Annotated in this window: 11 protein-coding genes and 1 riboswitch; all 11 genes read left to right on the plus strand. The window is 69.8% G+C overall.

Annotated elements, in window-relative coordinates:
- Nucleotides 1-23 precede the first annotated feature (23 nt).
- The 11 genes from moaC (at nt 24) to B3G12_RS04960 (ending at nt 17,885) form a co-directional block, all read left to right on the plus strand.
- Nucleotides 24-485 carry a cyclic pyranopterin monophosphate synthase MoaC gene (moaC, locus tag B3G12_RS04910; protein WP_055085421.1) on the plus strand — a complete coding sequence of 154 codons (462 nt, stop codon included), beginning with the start codon at nt 24-26 and terminating at the stop codon, nt 483-485.
- Nucleotides 482-1,666 carry a molybdenum cofactor biosynthesis protein MoaE gene (locus B3G12_RS04915; protein ID WP_290499414.1) on the plus strand — a complete coding sequence of 395 codons (1,185 nt, stop codon included), beginning with the start codon at nt 482-484 and terminating at the stop codon, nt 1,664-1,666. The genes moaC and B3G12_RS04915 overlap by 4 nt, the downstream gene beginning before the upstream one ends.
- Complete coding sequence (gene fdhD / locus B3G12_RS04920; RefSeq protein ID WP_094394952.1) at nt 1,666-2,502, plus strand: formate dehydrogenase accessory sulfurtransferase FdhD; 837 nt, start codon at nt 1,666-1,668, stop codon at nt 2,500-2,502. Before B3G12_RS04915 ends, fdhD begins: the two co-directional genes overlap by 1 nt.
- A gap of 299 nt (nt 2,503-2,801) precedes the next feature.
- Nucleotides 2,802-3,335, plus strand: coding sequence for a 50S ribosomal protein L10 (rplJ, locus tag B3G12_RS04925; protein ID WP_055085305.1), 534 nt, complete (start codon nt 2,802-2,804; stop codon nt 3,333-3,335).
- A 122-nt stretch (nt 3,336-3,457) separates the two neighbouring features.
- The gene (rplL, locus tag B3G12_RS04930) at nt 3,458-3,844 is read left to right on the plus strand and encodes a 50S ribosomal protein L7/L12 (RefSeq protein WP_068468040.1); all 387 of its coding nucleotides are present in this window, start codon (nt 3,458-3,460) and stop codon (nt 3,842-3,844) included.
- A gap of 173 nt (nt 3,845-4,017) precedes the next feature.
- Nucleotides 4,018-4,133: riboswitch (glycine riboswitch) on the plus strand.
- A 158-nt stretch (nt 4,134-4,291) separates the two neighbouring features.
- Nucleotides 4,292-7,186, plus strand: coding sequence for an aminomethyl-transferring glycine dehydrogenase (gene gcvP, locus B3G12_RS04935; RefSeq protein ID WP_145009878.1), 2,895 nt, complete (start codon nt 4,292-4,294; stop codon nt 7,184-7,186).
- On the plus strand, nt 7,186-8,331 hold the full coding sequence (gcvT, locus tag B3G12_RS04940) for a glycine cleavage system aminomethyltransferase GcvT (RefSeq protein WP_290499418.1): 1,146 nt from the start codon (nt 7,186-7,188) through the stop codon (nt 8,329-8,331). The genes gcvP and gcvT overlap by 1 nt, the downstream gene beginning before the upstream one ends.
- Before the next feature lie 157 nt (nt 8,332-8,488).
- Nucleotides 8,489-9,232, plus strand: coding sequence for an MBL fold metallo-hydrolase (locus tag B3G12_RS04945; RefSeq protein WP_094394944.1), 744 nt, complete (start codon nt 8,489-8,491; stop codon nt 9,230-9,232).
- Between the two features lie 227 nt (nt 9,233-9,459).
- The gene (rpoB, locus tag B3G12_RS04950; RefSeq protein WP_094394943.1) at nt 9,460-12,969 is read left to right on the plus strand and encodes a DNA-directed RNA polymerase subunit beta; all 3,510 of its coding nucleotides are present in this window, start codon (nt 9,460-9,462) and stop codon (nt 12,967-12,969) included.
- Nucleotides 12,970-13,034: 65 nt separating this feature from the next.
- Nucleotides 13,035-16,925, plus strand: a complete 3,891-nt coding sequence (locus B3G12_RS04955) for a DNA-directed RNA polymerase subunit beta' (protein ID WP_094394941.1) — start codon at nt 13,035-13,037, stop codon at nt 16,923-16,925.
- Between the two features lie 183 nt (nt 16,926-17,108).
- Nucleotides 17,109-17,885: an IclR family transcriptional regulator gene (locus B3G12_RS04960; protein WP_290499421.1), complete on the plus strand. Its 777-nt coding sequence runs from the start codon at nt 17,109-17,111 to the stop codon at nt 17,883-17,885.
- The last annotated feature ends 240 nt before the right edge of the window (nt 17,886-18,125 follow it).

The following is an 18,125-nucleotide window of genomic DNA, read 5'->3' on the forward strand; positions in this document are numbered from 1 at the left end:
AGGAGAGTGGCGGGCAGCAGCGGCTGACCCACGTCCGCGAGGACGGCACGGCCCACATGGTGGACGTCACGGACAAGGCGGTGACGTCCCGGGAGGCCACGGCGCAAGCCGTGCTGGTGACCCGCCCGGACGTCGTCGACCTGCTGAGCACCGGGGAGCTGCCCAAGGGGGACGCCCTCGCGGTGGCGCGCGTCGCGGGAATCATGGCCGCGAAGCGCACCCCGGACCTCGTGCCCCTGTGCCACCCCCTGCCGCTGAGCAGGGTGAGCGTGGACCTCACGCCGGGCGGGGACCGCGTGATCATCGAGGCGACCGTGCGGACCCGCGGGGTGACCGGTGTGGAGATGGAGGCGCTGACCGCCGCGAGCGTTGCGGCGCTGACGCTGTACGACATGATCAAGGCGGTGGACAAGGCGGCCACGATCACCGACACCCGGGTGCTCGCCAAGTCCGGCGGCAAGAGCGGCGACTGGAGCAGGCAGTGAGCGAGCAGGCACGAGCACACGTGGGCAGCGAGCGCCCTCCCCACCGGCACGAGGACGGCGACTTCCACCTCCAGGGGCGGCGGGCCGTGGTGCTCATCGTCTCCACGTCCGCCGCGGCGGGGACCGCGCAGGACCGCTGCGGGCCGCTGCTGGCCGCATGGCTCGAACGCCGCGGCGTCCACGTCGCGGTGCGGGTGCTCCCGGACGGTCCCGACGTCCTCGCGACCCTGCGCGAGCTCACCGCGGACTCGGCCAGCGCGGACGCGTCGCGCTTCGTCATCACCTCCGGCGGCACGGGCTTGAACCTGGACGACGTCACCCCGGAGGCGACCGCCCGGGTGGTGGAGCGGGAGACCCCGGGGATCATGCACGCGCTGTGGAGCAAGGGGCTCGAGAAGACCCCCACCGCCGTGATGAGCCGCGGCGTGGCCGGCACGGTGGGCCAGACGTTCGTGGTGAACCTCCCGGGCTCGCGCGGCGGCGTCAAGGACGGCATGGCCGTGCTGGACCCGCTGCTGGACCACATCAGCGCCCAGCTCGAGGACGTCCACGGTCACGGAGAGGACCGCCGCGTGGCGCAGTCCGCGGACGAGATCGTCCCCGCCGGGCAGGCCTCGGAAGCGGCGGGTGATGGAGCGGCCAGCGACCGCGCCCCCTCCCCCCGTACGGCGTCCCCCGGGCCCGCTGCACTGAGCACGGGCGTCACCAGCGCAGCCGCAACCGGCACCCCGGCAGCCGGACGGGCAACGACGGCGGGCGTCGTCGTGCTCTCGGCATTGACGGCGGACCCGCTCGACGCGGAGAAGGCCCAGCGCGCCGTCGCCGATCCGGCCTGCGGCGCCGTGGTCGGTTTCAGCGGCGTGATCAGGGACCACGACGGCGGGCGCACGGGCGTCACGGGCCTGGAGTACACGGCGCACCCCACGGCGCAGGAGGTGCTGCGCGACGTCGTCGCCCTGGCCGCCGCGGCGCACCCCGGCACGCGCGTGTGGGCCGCCCACAGGATCGGCGCGCTCGCCGTAGGGGACAGCGCCCTGGAGGTGGCCGTGGCCGCCGCGCACCGTCGGGAGGCCTTCGAGGCATGCGCGGACGTGGTGGACCGGATCAAGGAGTCGGTTCCCATCTGGAAGCGCGAGAGATTCCAAGACGGCGCCCACGCATGGGTGGGTCTGGACGACTGATGGCTGCCCGGATCATCGTGCCCGCCCGGGTCCGCACGTTCGACGCCCACGGCGAGGTCGCCGCCGGACCGGACCGGCTCGCGGGGGAGGAGCCCCTGGAGGTCCGGCTGAACGGTGAACAGTTCACCGTGACCATGCGCACCCCCGGGGACGACTTCGAGCTCGTCACCGGGCTGCTGCTGAGCGAGGCCGTCATCACGCGGATCTCCCACGTGGTGAAGATGGACTACCGCTCAGGCGTGGACCAGGACGGGCACCGCACCTACAACGTGGTGGACGTCCGCCTCGCCCCGGATGCCCCCGGCCCGCAGCGGGGGGAGCAGCGGCAGGTCTTCACATCCTCCTCGTGCGGCGTCTGCGGGACGCCCTCGCTGGACAGCGTGCTCAAACCCTCCGCGCACCCCGTGGCCCCGTCGCGCCCTCTCGTGGCGGCCGCGCGGATCGTGGCGCTGCCGGACGAGCTGCGGGAGCACCAGCGGGTCTTCGACGCAACCGGCGGGGTGCACGCCGCGGCCCTCTTCCCCGCGGCCGGGGGCGAACCGCTCGTGGTGCGCGAGGACGTGGGGCGGCACAACGCGGTGGACAAGGTGATCGGCTGGGCGGTGCAGCGCGAGCTGCTGCCGCTGGGGGACACGGTGCTGCAGGTTTCCGCGCGGGGCTCCTTCGAGCTCGTGAGCAAGGCGGCCATGGCCGGGATCCCCGTGCTCTCGGCCGTCAGCGCGCCCTCGGCGCTCGCGGCGGAGCACGGCCGGCAGCGGGGGGTGACGGTCGTGGGGTTCAACCGCCGCGGCACGTGCAACGTCTACACCCACCCGGAGCGGATCACCGGGGACTGACCCCGCAGCGTCGTCGCTCCCGTCCGCCGGGCATTTGGTCCGCTCCGCGTGCCTGGGGTACTGTGAAACCACCAAAGACCGCCGGTCATCATGCGCGCCTCGGTGCGCGTGGTCGAAGAGGTTCCCGGAGACGGGATCCGTCCAGCGCAGGTGAACCAGCACGAATCCTTCATCCGGACCCACCATGCTCACGCGTGGACGGTCGGACGTGGTCGAGCCCCGGGCATCTGCGCGGGGCTTTTGTCGTGCCACCCCTCGGGGCGCGCGGAGCCGGCATCCACATGTAAGGAAGGAGCACCATGGCGAATCCTGAAAAGGCTGCCGCGGTTGCAGAGTTGAAGACGCTGTTCTCCAACTCGCACGCTGCTGTCCTGACGGAGTACCGCGGGCTCACCGTGGCTCAGCTGAAGACGCTGCGTCGCTCTCTCGGTGAGAACGCCGAATACGCCGTGGTGAAGAACACGCTCACCGCCATCGCGGCGCGCGAATCCGGGATCGACGCGTTCGAGGGCCAGCTCATCGGCCCCTCGGCCATCGCGTTCGTCTCCGGTGACGCCGTCGAGGCAGCCAAGAGCCTGCGTGACTTCGCCAAGGACAACCCCCAGCTGGTCGTCAAGGGCGGTTACCTGGACGGCGTCGCGATGGACGAGACCGAGATCGAGAAGCTCGCGGACCTCGAGTCCCGCGAGGTCCTGCTCGCCAAGGTCGCCGGTGCCGCCAAGGCATCACTGTCCAAGGCTGCCGCGCTGTTCCAGGCCCCGCTGTCCAAGACCGTCCGCACCGCGGACGCGCTGCGGGCCAAGCTGGACGAACAGGGCGAGAACGCCGCCTGATTCCCTCGGGGATCCACCGGGCCCCGGGTTCACCCCCGGGAAAGCGCCCGTGTTCTTCTCACCACGCACACCTCGCCGGGGCCACCAGCGCCGGCACCACGTACAAGTAAGGAGCCAATACCATGGCTAAGCTGACCACCGAAGAACTCATCGAGGCCTTCAAGGAACTGTCCCTCATCGAGCTCTCCGAGTTCGTGAAGGCGTTCGAGGAGACCTTCGACGTCACCGCTGCCGCCCCCGTGGCCGTGGCCGGTGCCGCTCCCGCCGCCGGTGACGCCGGTGCCGCCGAGGAGGAGAAGACCGAGTTCGACGTCATCCTCGAGTCCGCCGGTGACAAGAAGATCCAGGTCATCAAGGAGGTCCGCGGGCTGACCTCGCTGGGCCTGAAGGAAGCCAAGGATCTCGTGGACTCCGCTCCCAAGGCCGTGCTGGAAGGCGCCACCAAGGAAGCCGCTGACAAGGCCAAGGAGTCCCTCGAGGGCGCCGGCGCCACCGTCACCGTCAAGTGATTCCCGGCGCCCCAGGCGCCACCCGCGCAGCGTGAGCGTCCTCGGACGCCACCTCGCACCACTCCAGAACCCCGCACTGCACGGTGCGGGGTTCTGTCGTGCCCGGGGGCGCCCGTCGCGGTGGCGCCCGTCCTCGGTGTGATGTGCGAAACTGGCCCTGACCATCTGGCCGCCACGGTGCGGCGGGAGAGCATGGCGGGTCGGGGGCTGGGAGGTCCGCGGCGGCGCCATCGCCGAAGGAGCAAACCCTCCCCGGGAACCTCTCAGGCACCCGTACCGCCGCCCCAGGCCACTCTGGAGAGTCCGTGACCCGCGTGGTCGCGGACGCCGTCGGGGCAGGTCGGCGTGCGCGCAGTACCGCGCGTCGGCGAAAACTCTCAGGTTGTGGAACAGAGCGGGGAGGACACGCAGGGCCACCGTGCCCACGAGCAGCCCAGGAGACTTTGCATGTCCTTCCTGTCACGCCACATCGGTCCGGACGCCGATGACCTCGCCACCATGCTCCGCGCCGTGGGCGCGGAGGACCTCGACCAGCTGATCGACCGCGCCGTTCCGGAGAGCATCCGCTTCCGGGACACGCTGGCCCTTCCGGAGCCCCTCGACGAGCCGGAGGCCCTGGCCGCCCTGCGCCGGGTCGCCGCGCGCAACACCGTGATGCGCCAGCTGATCGGACAGGGCTACCACGAGACGGTCACGCCCGCCGCGATCCGCCGCAACATCCTGGAGAACCCGGGCTTCTACACCTCCTACACCCCGTACCAGCCGGAGATCTCCCAGGGCCGCCTGGAGCTGCTGCTCACGTTCCAGAACGCGGTGATCGACCTCACCGGCATGGACGTGGCCAACGCCTCCCTGCTGGACGAGTCCTCGGCCGTGGCCGAGGCGGTGCTGATGATGCGCCGCGCCAACCGCCGTTCCAAGAGCACGCGGGTGCTCGTGGACTCCCGTTCCCTGCCGCAGACCCTGGCCGTCCTCACGGGCCGCACCCGGGCCGCGGGGATCGAGCTGGTCACGGCGGACCTGGGCGATCCCCAGGAGGTCGCCCGCGCGCTGGCGGACGGCGAGTACTTCGGCGTGGTCGTCGCGCAGATCGGCGCGGACGGGGACGTCCTGGACACCACCGCCGTCGTCGACGCCGCGCACGAGGCCGGCGCCCTCGTCACCGTGAGCACGGACCTGCTGGCCCTGACCATGCTGCGCAGCCCCGGGGAGACCGGAGCGGACATCGCCGTCGGCTCCGCCCAGCGATTCGGCGTGCCCCTGTTCTTCGGGGGTCCGCACGCCGCGTTCATGGCGTCCCGCAAGGGCACCGAGCGTTCGCTGCCCGGCCGCATCGTGGGCGTCTCCACGGATTCCTCGGGTGCCCCGGCCTACCGCCTCGCGCTGCAGACCCGCGAGCAGCACATCCGACGCGAGAAGGCCACCTCCAACATCTGCACCGCCCAGGCGCTGCTGGCCATCGTGGCCGCCGCGTACGCAGTGCACCACGGCCCGGACGCCCTGCGCGCCCTCGCGCTGCGGCTGCACGGCCTCGCCGCGAGCCTGGCCGCCGGGCTGCGGGCGCGGGGGGTCGACGTCGTCCACGACCGCTTCTTCGACACCGTCACCTTCTCGGTACCCGGGCGCGCGGACGGCGTGGTCGCCGCCGCCGCGGACCGCGGGATCAACCTGCGCCGCGTGGACCAGGACACCGTGGGTGCGAGCTTCGGCGAGCCCCACACCGAGCGCGACGTCGAGGACGTCCTGACCGCGGTCTCCGAGGCCTGCGGCGCGGCCGACGCCGCCGCGACCGAGGACGTCTCGACCTACGACCTTCCGGCCAAGTGGCTGCGCACGGACGAGTACATGACCCACCCGGTGTTCCACACGCACCGCTCCGAGACCTCACTGATGCGCTGGCTGCGCGAGCTCTCGGACAAGGACCTGGCCCTGGATCGCACCATGATCCCGCTGGGCTCGTGCACCATGAAGCTCAACGCCGCCGCGGAGATGGAGCCCATCTCGTGGCCCGAGTTCGCGAGCATCCACCCGCTCGCCCCCGAGGACCAGACCAGGGGCTGGAGCGAGCTGATCGACCAGCTGCAGTCCTGGCTCGCGGAGATCACCGGCTACGCGGCGGTCTCCGTGCAGCCGAACGCCGGCTCCCAGGGCGAGCTTGCGGGGCTGCTCGCCATCCGCCGCTACCAGGTGGACCGCGGCGAGCACCAGCGCAAGACCATCCTGATCCCGTCCTCCGCGCACGGCACGAACGCGGCCTCTGCGGTGCTCGCAGACCTGAAGGTCGTGGTGGTGGCCACGGCGGCGGACGGCACGATCGACCAGGGGGACCTCGCGGCCAAGATCGAGTCCGTGGGGGACGAGCTCGCGGGCATCATGGTCACCTACCCCTCCACCCACGGCGTGTACGACACGGACATCACGCAGGTGTGCGCGGCGGTGCACGACGCCGGCGGTCAGGTCTACGTGGACGGCGCCAACCTGAACGCGCTGATGGGCCTCGCGCGCCCCGGGCGCTTCGGCGGGGACGTCTCCCATCTGAACCTGCACAAGACGTTCTGCATCCCCCACGGCGGCGGCGGACCCGGAGTGGGCCCCGTGGCCGTGGCCGAGCACCTGGTGCCCTATCTCCCCGGCAACCCGGCGGACGCGGACCTGGACGAGCGCGGTGCAGGCTTCCCCGTGGCCGAGGCACCCCACGGTTCGGCGGGCGTGCTGCCCATCACCTGGATGTACATCGCCATGACCGGGGCGCAGGGGCTCACCGAGTCCTCGCGCACCGCCGTGCTGGGCGCCAACTACATCTCACGGCAGCTCTCGGACGTCTTCCCCACCCTCTACACCGGGGACGGCGGGTTCGTGGCCCACGAGTGCATCCTGGACCTGCGTCCCATGACCAAGGCCTCGGGCGTCACCGCCGAGGACGTCTGCAAGCGGCTCGTCGACTTCGGCTTCCACGCCCCCACCCTGGCGTTCCCGGTGGCGGGCACGCTCATGGTGGAGCCCACCGAGTCGGAGGGCCTCGCGGAGCTGGACCGTTTCATCACGGCCATGCGCACCATCCACGCGGAGATGCAGCAGATCGCGGACGGGGAGATCGCCCTCGAGGACTCCGCAGTCCGCCACGCCCCGCACACCGCTCAGGTGCTCACGGCGGACGAGTGGGAGCGCGCCTACCCGCGCTCGCAGGCCGCCTACCCGGTCCCGTCCCTGCGCCGGGTCAAGTACTGGCCTCCGGTGGGCCGCGTGGACAACGCCGCCGGTGACCGCAACCTCGTGTGCGAGTGCCCGCCCATCGAGGCCTTCGACGCCGCCTACAGCGCGGCAGCGGAACAGGAGAAGTGATGAGCGAGCGGCACACCGCACTGCATGAGGCCCACGAGGAGCTGGGGGCCAGGTTCACCGACTTCGGCGGCTGGTCGATGCCCGTGCGCTACGCGAGCGACACCGCCGAGCACCACGCTGTGCGCCGCGGGGCCGGGATCTTCGACCTCTCCCACATGGGGGAGGTGGAGGTCACCGGTCCCCAGACGGGGGAGTTCCTGGACCACGCGCTCGTGGGGGTGCTCTCAGGCATCGGGACCGGCCGGGCCAAGTACTCCCTGATCGTGGACGAGCAGGGCAGGATCCTGGACGACCTGATCACCTACCGGCTGGGGGAGGAGCGGTACCTCGTGGTGCCGAACGCCGGGAACCAGGAGGCCGTGGTGCGGGCTCTGCAGGAGCGCGCCGAGGGATTCGACGTCGTCGTCACTGACCGCGGTCCAGGGACCTCGCTGATCGCGGTCCAGGGCCCGCGCGCCCTGGAGGTGCTCGAGGCCACCGAGCTGACCCCCGCACAGGACGTCGCTGCGCTGAAGTACTACGCGTGCGTCCCGGCCGAGTGCGCGGGGGTTCCTGCGCTCGCCGCCCGTACCGGGTACACCGGTGAGGACGGCTTCGAGCTCTACTGCGACAACGAGCACGCCCCGCAGCTGTGGAGCGCGCTGCTGGCCACCGCGGAGCGGCTGGGCACCGAGGACGCCCCCATCGGTCCCGCGGGTCTCGCCGCGCGGGACTCCCTGCGGCTCGAGGCGGGGATGCCCCTCTACGGCCACGAGCTCTCCACGGAGATCTCCCCGGTGGAGGCCGGGCTCGGCAAGCTCGTGGAGGTTGCTCTGCGGAAGAAGGGCGAGGCGGGCACCGTTACGGTGGGCGGGGACGCGCTCACCGCCATGCTCGAGACCGCACCTCAGCGCACCCTGATTGGGCTGCAGGGCCTAGGACGCAAGCCCGTGCGCGCCGGCTACACCGTGGTGGTGGGGGAGCGCACCGTGGGCGAGGTCACCAGCGGACTGCCTTCGCCTACCCTCGGCAGGCCGGTGGCCATGGCGCTGGTTGCCACCGACGCGCTCGAGGAGATCGCGGCCGGAACAGTGGGCGTCGTGGACGTCCGCGGCCGGGCGGTGGACGTGGAGCAGACCCCGCTGCCGTTCTACAAGCGGGGCTGAGCGCAGGGAACGGACCCCCAGGGGTGTGCCAGGAGCGGGTCTGCCGGGAGTAGCCTTCCTGTAGACCCGCTGTCACGTGCCGGCCCGTCCGGGGCTGGCCTGCGGGCCGCGGAGAACATCCGTGCGTCGTCGCGGACGCAGGGAGAAGGAGAACGCCGTGTTCGTACGAGACGTCGCCCCAGGGATCCACATGATCCAGAACCACCACGTCAACTGCTACCTGCTGGAGGACTCCAGCGGTCTGACACTCGTGGACGCGGGGCTGCCGCGCGTCTGGAACGAGCTCGGCCACGCGGTGCGCGAGCTCGGGCGCTCACCGCAGCAGATCAGGGCCCTCGTCCTCACCCATGCGCACTTCGACCACGTGGGTGTCGCCGCCAGACTCGTGGAGCGGCTCGGCGTCCCCGTGTTCGCCCACCAGAGGGAGCGCCACCTCGCGGCGCACCCCTACAGCTACGCGCACGAGAGCCCCACGGCTCTGTACCCACTGAGGCACCCCCGGGCCATTCCGGTGCTGGTGTCGATGCTCGCCGGGGGAGCAGCGGGTGTGAAGGGAGTGACCGTCACCCGGTCCCTCGCCGTGGGCCAGACGGTTCCCGTTCCAGGCAGTCCACGGGTCGTCCTCACCGCGGGCCACACCTACGGGCACTGCGCCCTGCACGTCCCCGACGCGGACGCCGTGCTCTCCGGGGACGCGCTGGTGACCCTCGACCCCTACACCGGGCTCACCGGGCCCCGGGTCGTGGCCGGCGCGGCCACCGCAGATGCGCAGATGGCTCTCACGTCCCTGGACGCGATCGCGGCCACCCGGGCCACGGTCGTGCTGCCCGGACACGGCGACCCCTGGCGCCTCGGGGCGCAGCGCGCGGCGTACCAGGCCCGCGCCAACGGCGTCGCCTGAGCGGCGGCCGGGCATCTTACGGCCCGGGCGGGCATTCGTCCAGCACGGGTGTGGACAACACGCCGGGAGTGCCCTAAGCTAGTACTTTGCGTTGTCCCTTATGCATGCGTGCCTTCATATAGCGGTGGGCGCCGCAGGGGCGGTTGTCGACAGTCCTCGTCACCGGCCCCTTTTTCTCTCCCCGGGAACCTCGCGTATTCACTGCATGTCTGTGGAAGGATCACATCTTGGTCGCCTCGAGCACCGATACGAACGTCTCCGCCAACCACCCCACGAGCGACAACATTCCTCGCCGGGTCTCCTTCGCGAAGATCCACGAACCACTGGACGTCCCCAACCTGCTCGCGCTGCAGACCGACAGCTTCGACCGTCTGGTGGGCAACGAGCGCTGGCAGGCCCGCGTGGTCGAGGCCCAGGAAACCGGTGACACCAGCGTGTCCACCACGTCCGGGCTCTCGGACATCTTCGAGGAGATCTCCCCGATCGAGGACTTCCAGGGCACCATGTCCCTCTCGTTCTCGGAGCCGGAGTTCTACGACCCGAAGTACACCACGGACGAGTGCAAGGACCGTGACGCCACCTACTCGGCGCCGCTGTACGTCAAGGCCGAGTTCATGAACAACAACACGGGCGAGATCAAGCAGCAGACCGTGTTCATGGGGGACTTCCCGCTCATGACCGACAAGGGCACGTTCGTGATCAACGGGTCCGAACGCGTCGTCGTCTCCCAGCTGGTCCGTTCCCCCGGCGCCTACTTCGAGAAGGGCCAGGACCGCACGTCCGACAAGGACATCTACTCCGCCAAGATCATCCCCTCCCGCGGGGCGTGGTTCGAGCTCGAGATCGACAAGCGCGACCAGGTGGGCGTGCGTCTGGACCGCAAGCGCAAGCAGTCCGTGACCGTGCTGCTCAAGGCGCTGGGCTGGACCGAGGCCAAGATCCTCGAGGAGTTCGGCGAGTTCGACTCGATCCGCGCGACCCTCGAGAAGGACGCCACCGAGACCCGCGAGGAGGCGCTGCTCGACATCTACCGCAAGCTGCGTCCGGGGGAGCCGCCCACGGTTGACGCCGCCCAGTCCCTGCTGGACAACATGTACTTCAACCCGAAGCGCTACGACCTCGCCAAGGTGGGCCGCTACAAGCTCAACCGCAAGCTCGGTCTCGACAAGCCCTTCACGGACGCGGATGCCTCCGTGCTGTCCCTCGACGACATCGTCGCCATGATCCGCTACCTCGTGACCCTGCACGACGGCCGCTCCACCATGCCCGGAACGCGCGACGGCGAGGCCCGCGAGATCCATGTGGACGTCGACGACATCGACCACTTCGGCAACCGCCGTATCCGCGCCGTGGGCGAGCTGATCGAGAACCAGATCCGCACCGGGCTCTCCCGCATGGAGCGAGTGGTGCGCGAGCGCATGACCACGCAGGACGTCGAGGCGATCACCCCGCAGACCCTGATCAACATCCGCCCCGTGGTGGCCGCGATCAAGGAGTTCTTCGGGACCTCCCAGCTCTCGCAGTTCATGGACCAGAACAACCCGCTCGCGGGCCTGACCCACAAGCGCCGCCTGTCCGCGCTGGGCCCCGGCGGGCTCTCGCGCGACCGCGCGGGCATGGAGGTCCGTGACGTCCACCCGTCGCACTACGGCCGCATGTGCCCGATCGAGACCCCTGAGGGCTCGAACATCGGTCTGATCGGCTCGCTCGCCACGTACGCGCGGATCAACCCGTTCGGGTTCATCGAGACCCCGTACCGCAAGGTCGTGGACGGCACCGTCACTGACGACGTCGTCTACCTCACTGCGGACGACGAGCGCGGGCTCACGATCGCGCAGGCCAACGCACCGCTGACCGAGGACGGCCACTTTGCTGAGGACGCCGTGCTCTCGCGCGCCTCCGACGGCTCCGGTGAGGCCGTGCTGGTGGCCCCCGAGGACATCGAGTTCATGGACGTCTCCCCGCGCCAGATGGTGTCGGTGGCCACGGCCCTGATCCCGTACCTCGAGCACGACGACGCCAACCGTGCCCTCATGGGCGCGAACATGCAGCGCCAGGCCGTGCCGTTGCTCACGTCCGAGGCCCCGCTCGTGGGCACCGGCATGGAGCGCTACTCGGCGCTGGACGCCGGGGACTCGGTGCTCGCCACCAAGCCGGGCGTGGTCGAGGAGGTCTCCGCTGACCTCGTGACCGTGCTCAACGACGACGGCACCACCAAGCTCTACCCGATCAACAAGTTCGTGCGCTCGAACCCGGGCAACACGTACAACCAGCGCGTGATCGTCTCCGAGGGCCAGCGCGTGGAGCCCCGCACGGTCATCGCGGACGGTCCCTCGACCGACCACGGCGAGCTGGCACTGGGCAAGAACCTGCTGATCGCGTACATGTCCTGGGAGGGCCTCAACTACGAGGACGCCATCATCCTCTCCCAGCGCATGGTCTCCGAGGACGTCCTGACGTCCATCCACATCGAGGAGCACGAGATCGACGCCCGCGACACCAAGCTCGGTGCCGAGGAGATCACGCGTGACATCCCGAACGTGTCGGAGGAGGTGCTCTCCGCACTGGACGAGCGCGGCATCATCCACATCGGTGCCGAGGTCCAGGCCGGCGACATCCTCGTGGGCAAGGTGACCCCGAAGGGCGAGACGGAGCTGACCCCGGAGGAGCGGCTGCTGCGCGCGATCTTCGGCGAGAAGTCCCGCGAGGTCCGCGACACCTCCCTGAAGGTGCCCCACGGCGAGTCCGGCACGGTCATCGGCGTGCGCGTCTTCGACCGCGAGGACGAGGACGACGACCTCCCGGCCGGCGTCAACCAGGTGGTCCGCGTCTACGTGGCGCAGAAGCGCAAGATCACGGACGGCGACAAGCTCGCCGGACGCCACGGCAACAAGGGCGTCATCTCCAAGATTCTGCCCATCGAGGACATGCCGTTCATGGAGGACGGCACCCCGGTGGACGTCATCCTCAATCCGCTGGGTGTCCCCGGCCGCATGAACCTCGGCCAGGTGCTCGAGGTCCACACCGGCTGGCTCGCCAAGCAGGGCTGGAACATCGAGGGCGACCCCGAGTGGCTGAAGGGTCTGAGCAACTTCCCGAAGAGCACCGGCCCCACCAACGTGGCCACCCCGGTGTTCGACGGCGCCCGCGAGGACGAGATCTTCGACCTGCTGGACCACACCAACCCCACGCGTGACGGTCAGCGCCTGATCGGGCGCTCCGGCAAGGCGAAGCTGTACGACGGCCGCTCCGGCCAGCCGTTCCCGGACCCGGTGTCCGTGGGCTACCAGTACATCTTGAAGCTCCACCACCTCGTGGACGACAAGATCCACGCCCGCTCCACCGGTCCGTACTCCATGATCACCCAGCAGCCGCTGGGCGGTAAGGCGCAGTTCGGTGGTCAGCGCTTCGGTGAGATGGAGGTGTGGGCGCTCGAGGCGTACGGCGCCGCCTACACCCTGCAGGAGCTGCTCACCGTCAAGTCCGACGACGTCCACGGCCGCGTGAAGGTGTACGAGGCCATCGTCAAGGGCGAGAACATCCCCGAACCGGGTGTGCCCGAGTCCTTCAAGGTGCTCATCAAGGAGATGCAGTCGCTGTGCCTGAACGTGGAGGTCCTCTCCGCGGACGGCAACACGGTGGAAATGCGTGATTCCGAGGACGACAGCTTCCGGGCTGCCGACGAGCTCGGCATCGACCTCTCCCACTCCGAGCCCAGCTCGGTCGAAGAGGTCTGAGAACCCGCTCGTCCATAGCACAGCTCGTCACACTTCAGGATTTTTAGAAAGAGGGACAGGACCTTATGTCCAACGATTCTTCACTGGGTCTCATGCAGATCGGCCTGGCCACCGCGGATCAGATCCGCGGCTGGTCCTATGGCGAGGTCAAGAAGCCGGAAACCATCAACTACCGCACGCTCAAGCCCGAGAAGGACGGCTTGTTCTGCGAGAAGATCTTCGGTCCCACCCGGGACTGGGAGTGCTACTGCGGCAAGTACAAGCGCGTGCGCTACAAGGGCATCATCTGTGAGCGCTGCGGCGTGGAGGTCACTCGCGCCAAGGTGCGCCGTGAGCGCATGGGCCACATCGAGCTCGCCGCTCCCGTGACCCACATCTGGTACTTCAAGGGCGTCCCCTCGCGTTTGGGCTACCTGCTGGACCTCGCGCCGAAGGACCTCGAGAAGGTCATCTACTTCGCCGCGTACATGATCACCTCCGTGGACGAGCAGGCCCGCCACGACGACCTGCCCAACCTGCAGGCCGCGATCGACCGTGAGAAGAAGCAGCTGGAGGACACCCGGGACGCGGACATCAACGCGATCGCCCGCGACCTCGAGAACGATCTCGCGCGCGTCGAGGAGGAGGGCGGCAAGGCTGCCGAGAAGCGCAAGCTGCGCGACTCGGCGGATCGCCAGATGGCCAACGTGCGCAAGCGCGCGGACCGCGAGATCGACTACCTGGAGAAGGTCTGGGACCGCTTCAAGAACCTCAAGGTCAACGACCTCGAGGGTGACGAGGCCCTGTACCGCCAGATGGTGGACCGCTACGGCATGTATTTCGAGGGCTCCATGGGCGCCGAGTCCATCAAGAAGCGCCTCGAGAGCTTCGACCTCGAGGCCGAGGCCGAGTCGCTGCGCGAGACCATCGCCACGGGCAAGGGCCAGCGCAAGACCCGCGCCCTGAAGCGCCTGAAGGTGGTCAACGCTTTCCTGACCACGGACAACTCGCCGCTGGGCATGGTCCTGGACGCCGTGCCGGTGATCCCGCCGGAGCTGCGTCCCATGGTGCAGCTGGACGGTGGCCGCTTCGCGACCTCCGATCTCAACGACCTCTACCGTCGTGTGATCAACCGCAACAACCGCCTCAAGCGGCTGCTGGACCTCGGTGCCCCCGAGATCATCGTGAACAACGAGAAGCGCATGCTGCAGGAGGCCGTGGACTCCCTGTTCGACAACGGCCGCCGCGGCCGCCCTGTCACGGGTCCCGGCAACCGTGCGCTGAAGTCGTTGTCCGACATGCTCAAGGGCAAGCAGGGCCGCTTCCGTCAGAACCTGCTCGGCAAGCGCGTGGACTACTCCGGTCGTTCCGTGATCGTGGTGGGCCCGCAGCTGAAGCTGCACCAGTGCGGTCTGCCCAAGCAGATGGCCCTGGAGCTGTTCAAGCCGTTCGTGATGAAGCGCCTGGTGGACCTGAACCACGCGCAGAACATCAAGTCCGCCAAGCGCATGGTCGAGCGCTACCGTCCCCAGGTGTGGGACGTGCTGGAAGAGGTCATCACCGAGCACCCGGTGCTGCTCAACCGCGCCCCCACCCTGCACCGTCTGGGCATCCAGGCGTTCGAGCCGCAGCTCGTGGAGGGCAAGGCCATCCAGCTGCACCCGCTCGTGTGCGGCGCGTTCAACGCTGACTTCGACGGCGACCAGATGGCCGTCCACCTGCCGCTCTCCCCGGAGGCGCAGGCGGAGGCCCGCGTGCTGATGCTGTCCTCGAACAACATCCTCAAGCCGTCGGACGGCAAGCCGATCGCCCTGCCGTCGCAGGACATGATCATCGGTCTGTACCACCTCACCACCGTGCGTGAGGGCTGGGCCGGGGAGGGCAACAGCTACTCCTCGGTGGCCGAGGCGATCATGGCCAACGACTCCGGCGAGCTGCACCTGAACGCCAAGTGCAAGATCGAGCTCGAGGACTTCGTGCCGTACGCCGGCTGGGAAGCTCCCGAGGGCTGGGAGCCGGGTCAGCCCGCCGTCGTGGAGACCACGCTCGGGCGTGTGCTCTTCAACGAGACGCTGCCCGAGGACTACCCGTGGGACGAGAACGTCGCGGACAAGAAGCACCTTTCCGCTCTCGTGAACGACCTCGCGGAGCGCTACCCGATGACACGCGTGGCCAAGACGCTGGACAACCTCAAGGACGCCGGCTTCCACTGGGCCTCGCGCTCCGGGGTCACCGTGGCGATCTCGGACATCGCGACGCCGCCGGAGAAGCCCGCCATCATGGAGGGCTACGAGGCACAGGCTGCGCGCATCCAGGGCCAGTACGACAAGGGTCTGATCGACGACGACGAGCGCCGCTCGGAGCTCATCGACATCTGGTCCAAGGCCACGGACGAGGTCGCGCAGGCCATGCGGGACAACCTCACGCCCACCAACACCATCAACCGCATGGTGTCCTCCGGTGCGCGAGGCAACTGGATGCAGGTCCGTCAGATTGCCGGCATCCGCGGTCTCGTGGCGAACCCGAAGGGTGAGATCATGCCCCGCCCGATCAAGTCCTCCTACCGGGAGGGTCTGTCGGTGCTGGAGTACTTCATCGCCACCCACGGTGCCCGCAAGGGTCTCGCGGACACGGCGCTGCGTACCGCCAACTCGGGCTACCTGACCCGGCGTCTGGTGGACGTGTCGCAGGACGTGATCGTGCGCGAGTCGGACTGCCAGACCGTTCGAGGCCTGGTCCTGCCGCTCGCGGACGTGACGGACACCGGTGTGCGCACCCTGCACGAGGACATCGAGAACACGGTGCACGGCCGCGTGCTCGCCTCGGCTGTGGCGGACGAGAACGGCGAGGTGCTGGCCGAGGCTGGTGCCGACATGTCGGACGCCATGATCAGCACCCTGTACAACGCGGGTGTGGACGAGGTGCGCGTGCGCTCCGTGCTCACGTGCGAGTCCGCGGTGGGCGTGTGCGCCGCGTGCTACGGCCGGTCGCTGGCCACCAACCAGCTGGTGGACATCGGCGAGGCCGTGGGCATCGTTGCCGCGCAGTCCATTGGCGAGCCCGGCACCCAGCTGACGATGCGCACCTTCCACACCGGTGGTGTGGCGTCCTCGGACGGTGACATCACGCAGGGTCTGCCCCGTATCCAGGAGCTCTTCGAGGCCCGCACCCCCAAGGGTGTGGCCCCGATCTCCGAGGTGGCCGGCCGGATCCGCATCGAGGACACGGACAAGTCCCTGAAGATCGTCGTGGTACCGGACAACGGTGACGAGGAGTTCGCCTACCCGGTGCTGCGTCGTGCCAAGCTGCTCGTGGCGGACGGCGACCACGTCGACGTCGGCCAGCAGCTCGTGACCGGCGCGGTGGATCCGAAGGAGGTGCTGCGCATCCGCGGTCCCCGCGAGGCGCAGAAGCACCTGGTGGACGAGGTCCAGGGCGTATACCGCTCGCAGGGCGTGGGCATCCACGACAAGCACGTGGAGGTCATCGTGCGGCAGATGCTGCGTCGCGTGACCATTATCGAGTCCGGCGACACTGCGCTGCTGCCGGGTGAGCTGGTGGACAATGTGCGCTTCCTCGAGGCCAACCGCGGTGCGGTGGCCGAGAGCAAGCGTCCCGCCGCCGGGCGTCCGGAGCTCATGGGCATCACCAAGGCCTCGCTCGCCACGGACTCGTGGCTGTCCGCCGCGTCCTTCCAGGAGACCACGCGTGTGCTTACGCAGGCCGCCATGGAGGGCAAGTCGGACCCGCTGCTGGGTCTGAAGGAGAACGTGATCATCGGCAAGCTGATCCCCGCCGGTACCGGTCTCGAGCGGTACAACAGCGTGGACGTGGAGCCCACGGAGGAGGCCAGGGCCTCGATGTTCACGGATCCGTCCGCGTTCTCGGACTTCAGCTACGCGGAGGAGAACTCCGGCGGGCTGGGTTCCGAGTTCCAGGCGATCCCCCTGGACGACTACGACTTCGGCGGCAACTGAGCCGGGTCACCCGCGTGAGCTGCCCCGCGGGGCGGCGGCGCGACGTCGCCCTCCGGTGACGTGATTGACAGCGCCCGGGTGGGCCCCCGAGAGGGGGCCACCCGGGCTTCTTCGTGCCCACCGCTCCTAGACTGGGCGCAGCGCGGCCCGCGGGACGCGCACCGTGGGAAAGGGAGGGTGGCTGTGGCGAACTCGGCGTCCGGGGAGTCGCTCATCGAGCGCTTCGACCGTGTCCTCAGCGCCTTCGGTCCCGCGCGGCCCGAGCTGGGCTTCCGGGAGATCTGCCGCGCCACGGGGCTGCCGCCGTCCACCGCCCACCGGATCTTGGGGGACATGAAGCGCACGGGGTGGCTGGAGGTCGGGTCCGCGCAGACCTACCGGGTGGGCACGCGCCTGTGGGAGCTGGCCTCACGCTCCGCCTCGGCGGAGAGCCTTGCCGCGGCGGCCATCCCGTTCATGTCGGACGTCCATGCCGTGCTGCGCCAGCACGTGCACGTGGGTGTGGTGGAGGGCCGGGACGTGCTGTTCGCGGAGCGGATCGCCGCGAGCGGGTCCACGGTTCCGCTGCGCTCGATCGTGGCGGGGAGGCTGCCGCTGCACCGCTCGGCCACCGGGCTGGCACTGCTGTCCCAGTGCTCCGCCGAGGTCGTCGCGCAGTACCACCGCGCGGCCTGGGTGCCCGACGCCGCCGGGGACCCTGCCGCGCTCACGGCCACTGCGGAGCGCTTTGCCGCGGATCTGGCCGTCTTCGCGCGGCGCGGGTACGCGGTCCAGCGCGAGCGCATCGACCAGGGGACCGGGGGAGTGGCCGTGCCCCTGAAGGTTCCGCCCGGACAGCGCGGCGCGGCGCTTGGAACCGTGCTCCCGCTGGCGGAGATGCGGGACGCGGACCTCCCGGCCATCGTGCAAACGCTTCGGGTTGCGGGACACGGCATCTCCCGCGCGCTCGGAGCCCTCTGACAACACCATCCGGTTGTTCTCCGGGCCCCAGGCGTGCCCGCGGCAGCCACGGACCGGGGCGGGCGTCGTCGTCGCGGCCGCCTCGTGCACGGAGCGGGCACGGTCGCCGCGCGAGTCCGCCAGACGGGGCGGCGGAAGACCCGCCGGGCCAAGGGCTCGGCAGCACAGGGGACAACATCCCGTTCAACGGAACAGATGTGATGCGCGCCATGGCCCGCCTTCATAATGAGAGCCGGACGT

This window comes from Kocuria sp. UBA5001, from assembly GCF_002398425.1.
Classification (GTDB): domain Bacteria; phylum Actinomycetota; class Actinomycetes; order Actinomycetales; family Micrococcaceae; genus Kocuria; species Kocuria salsicia.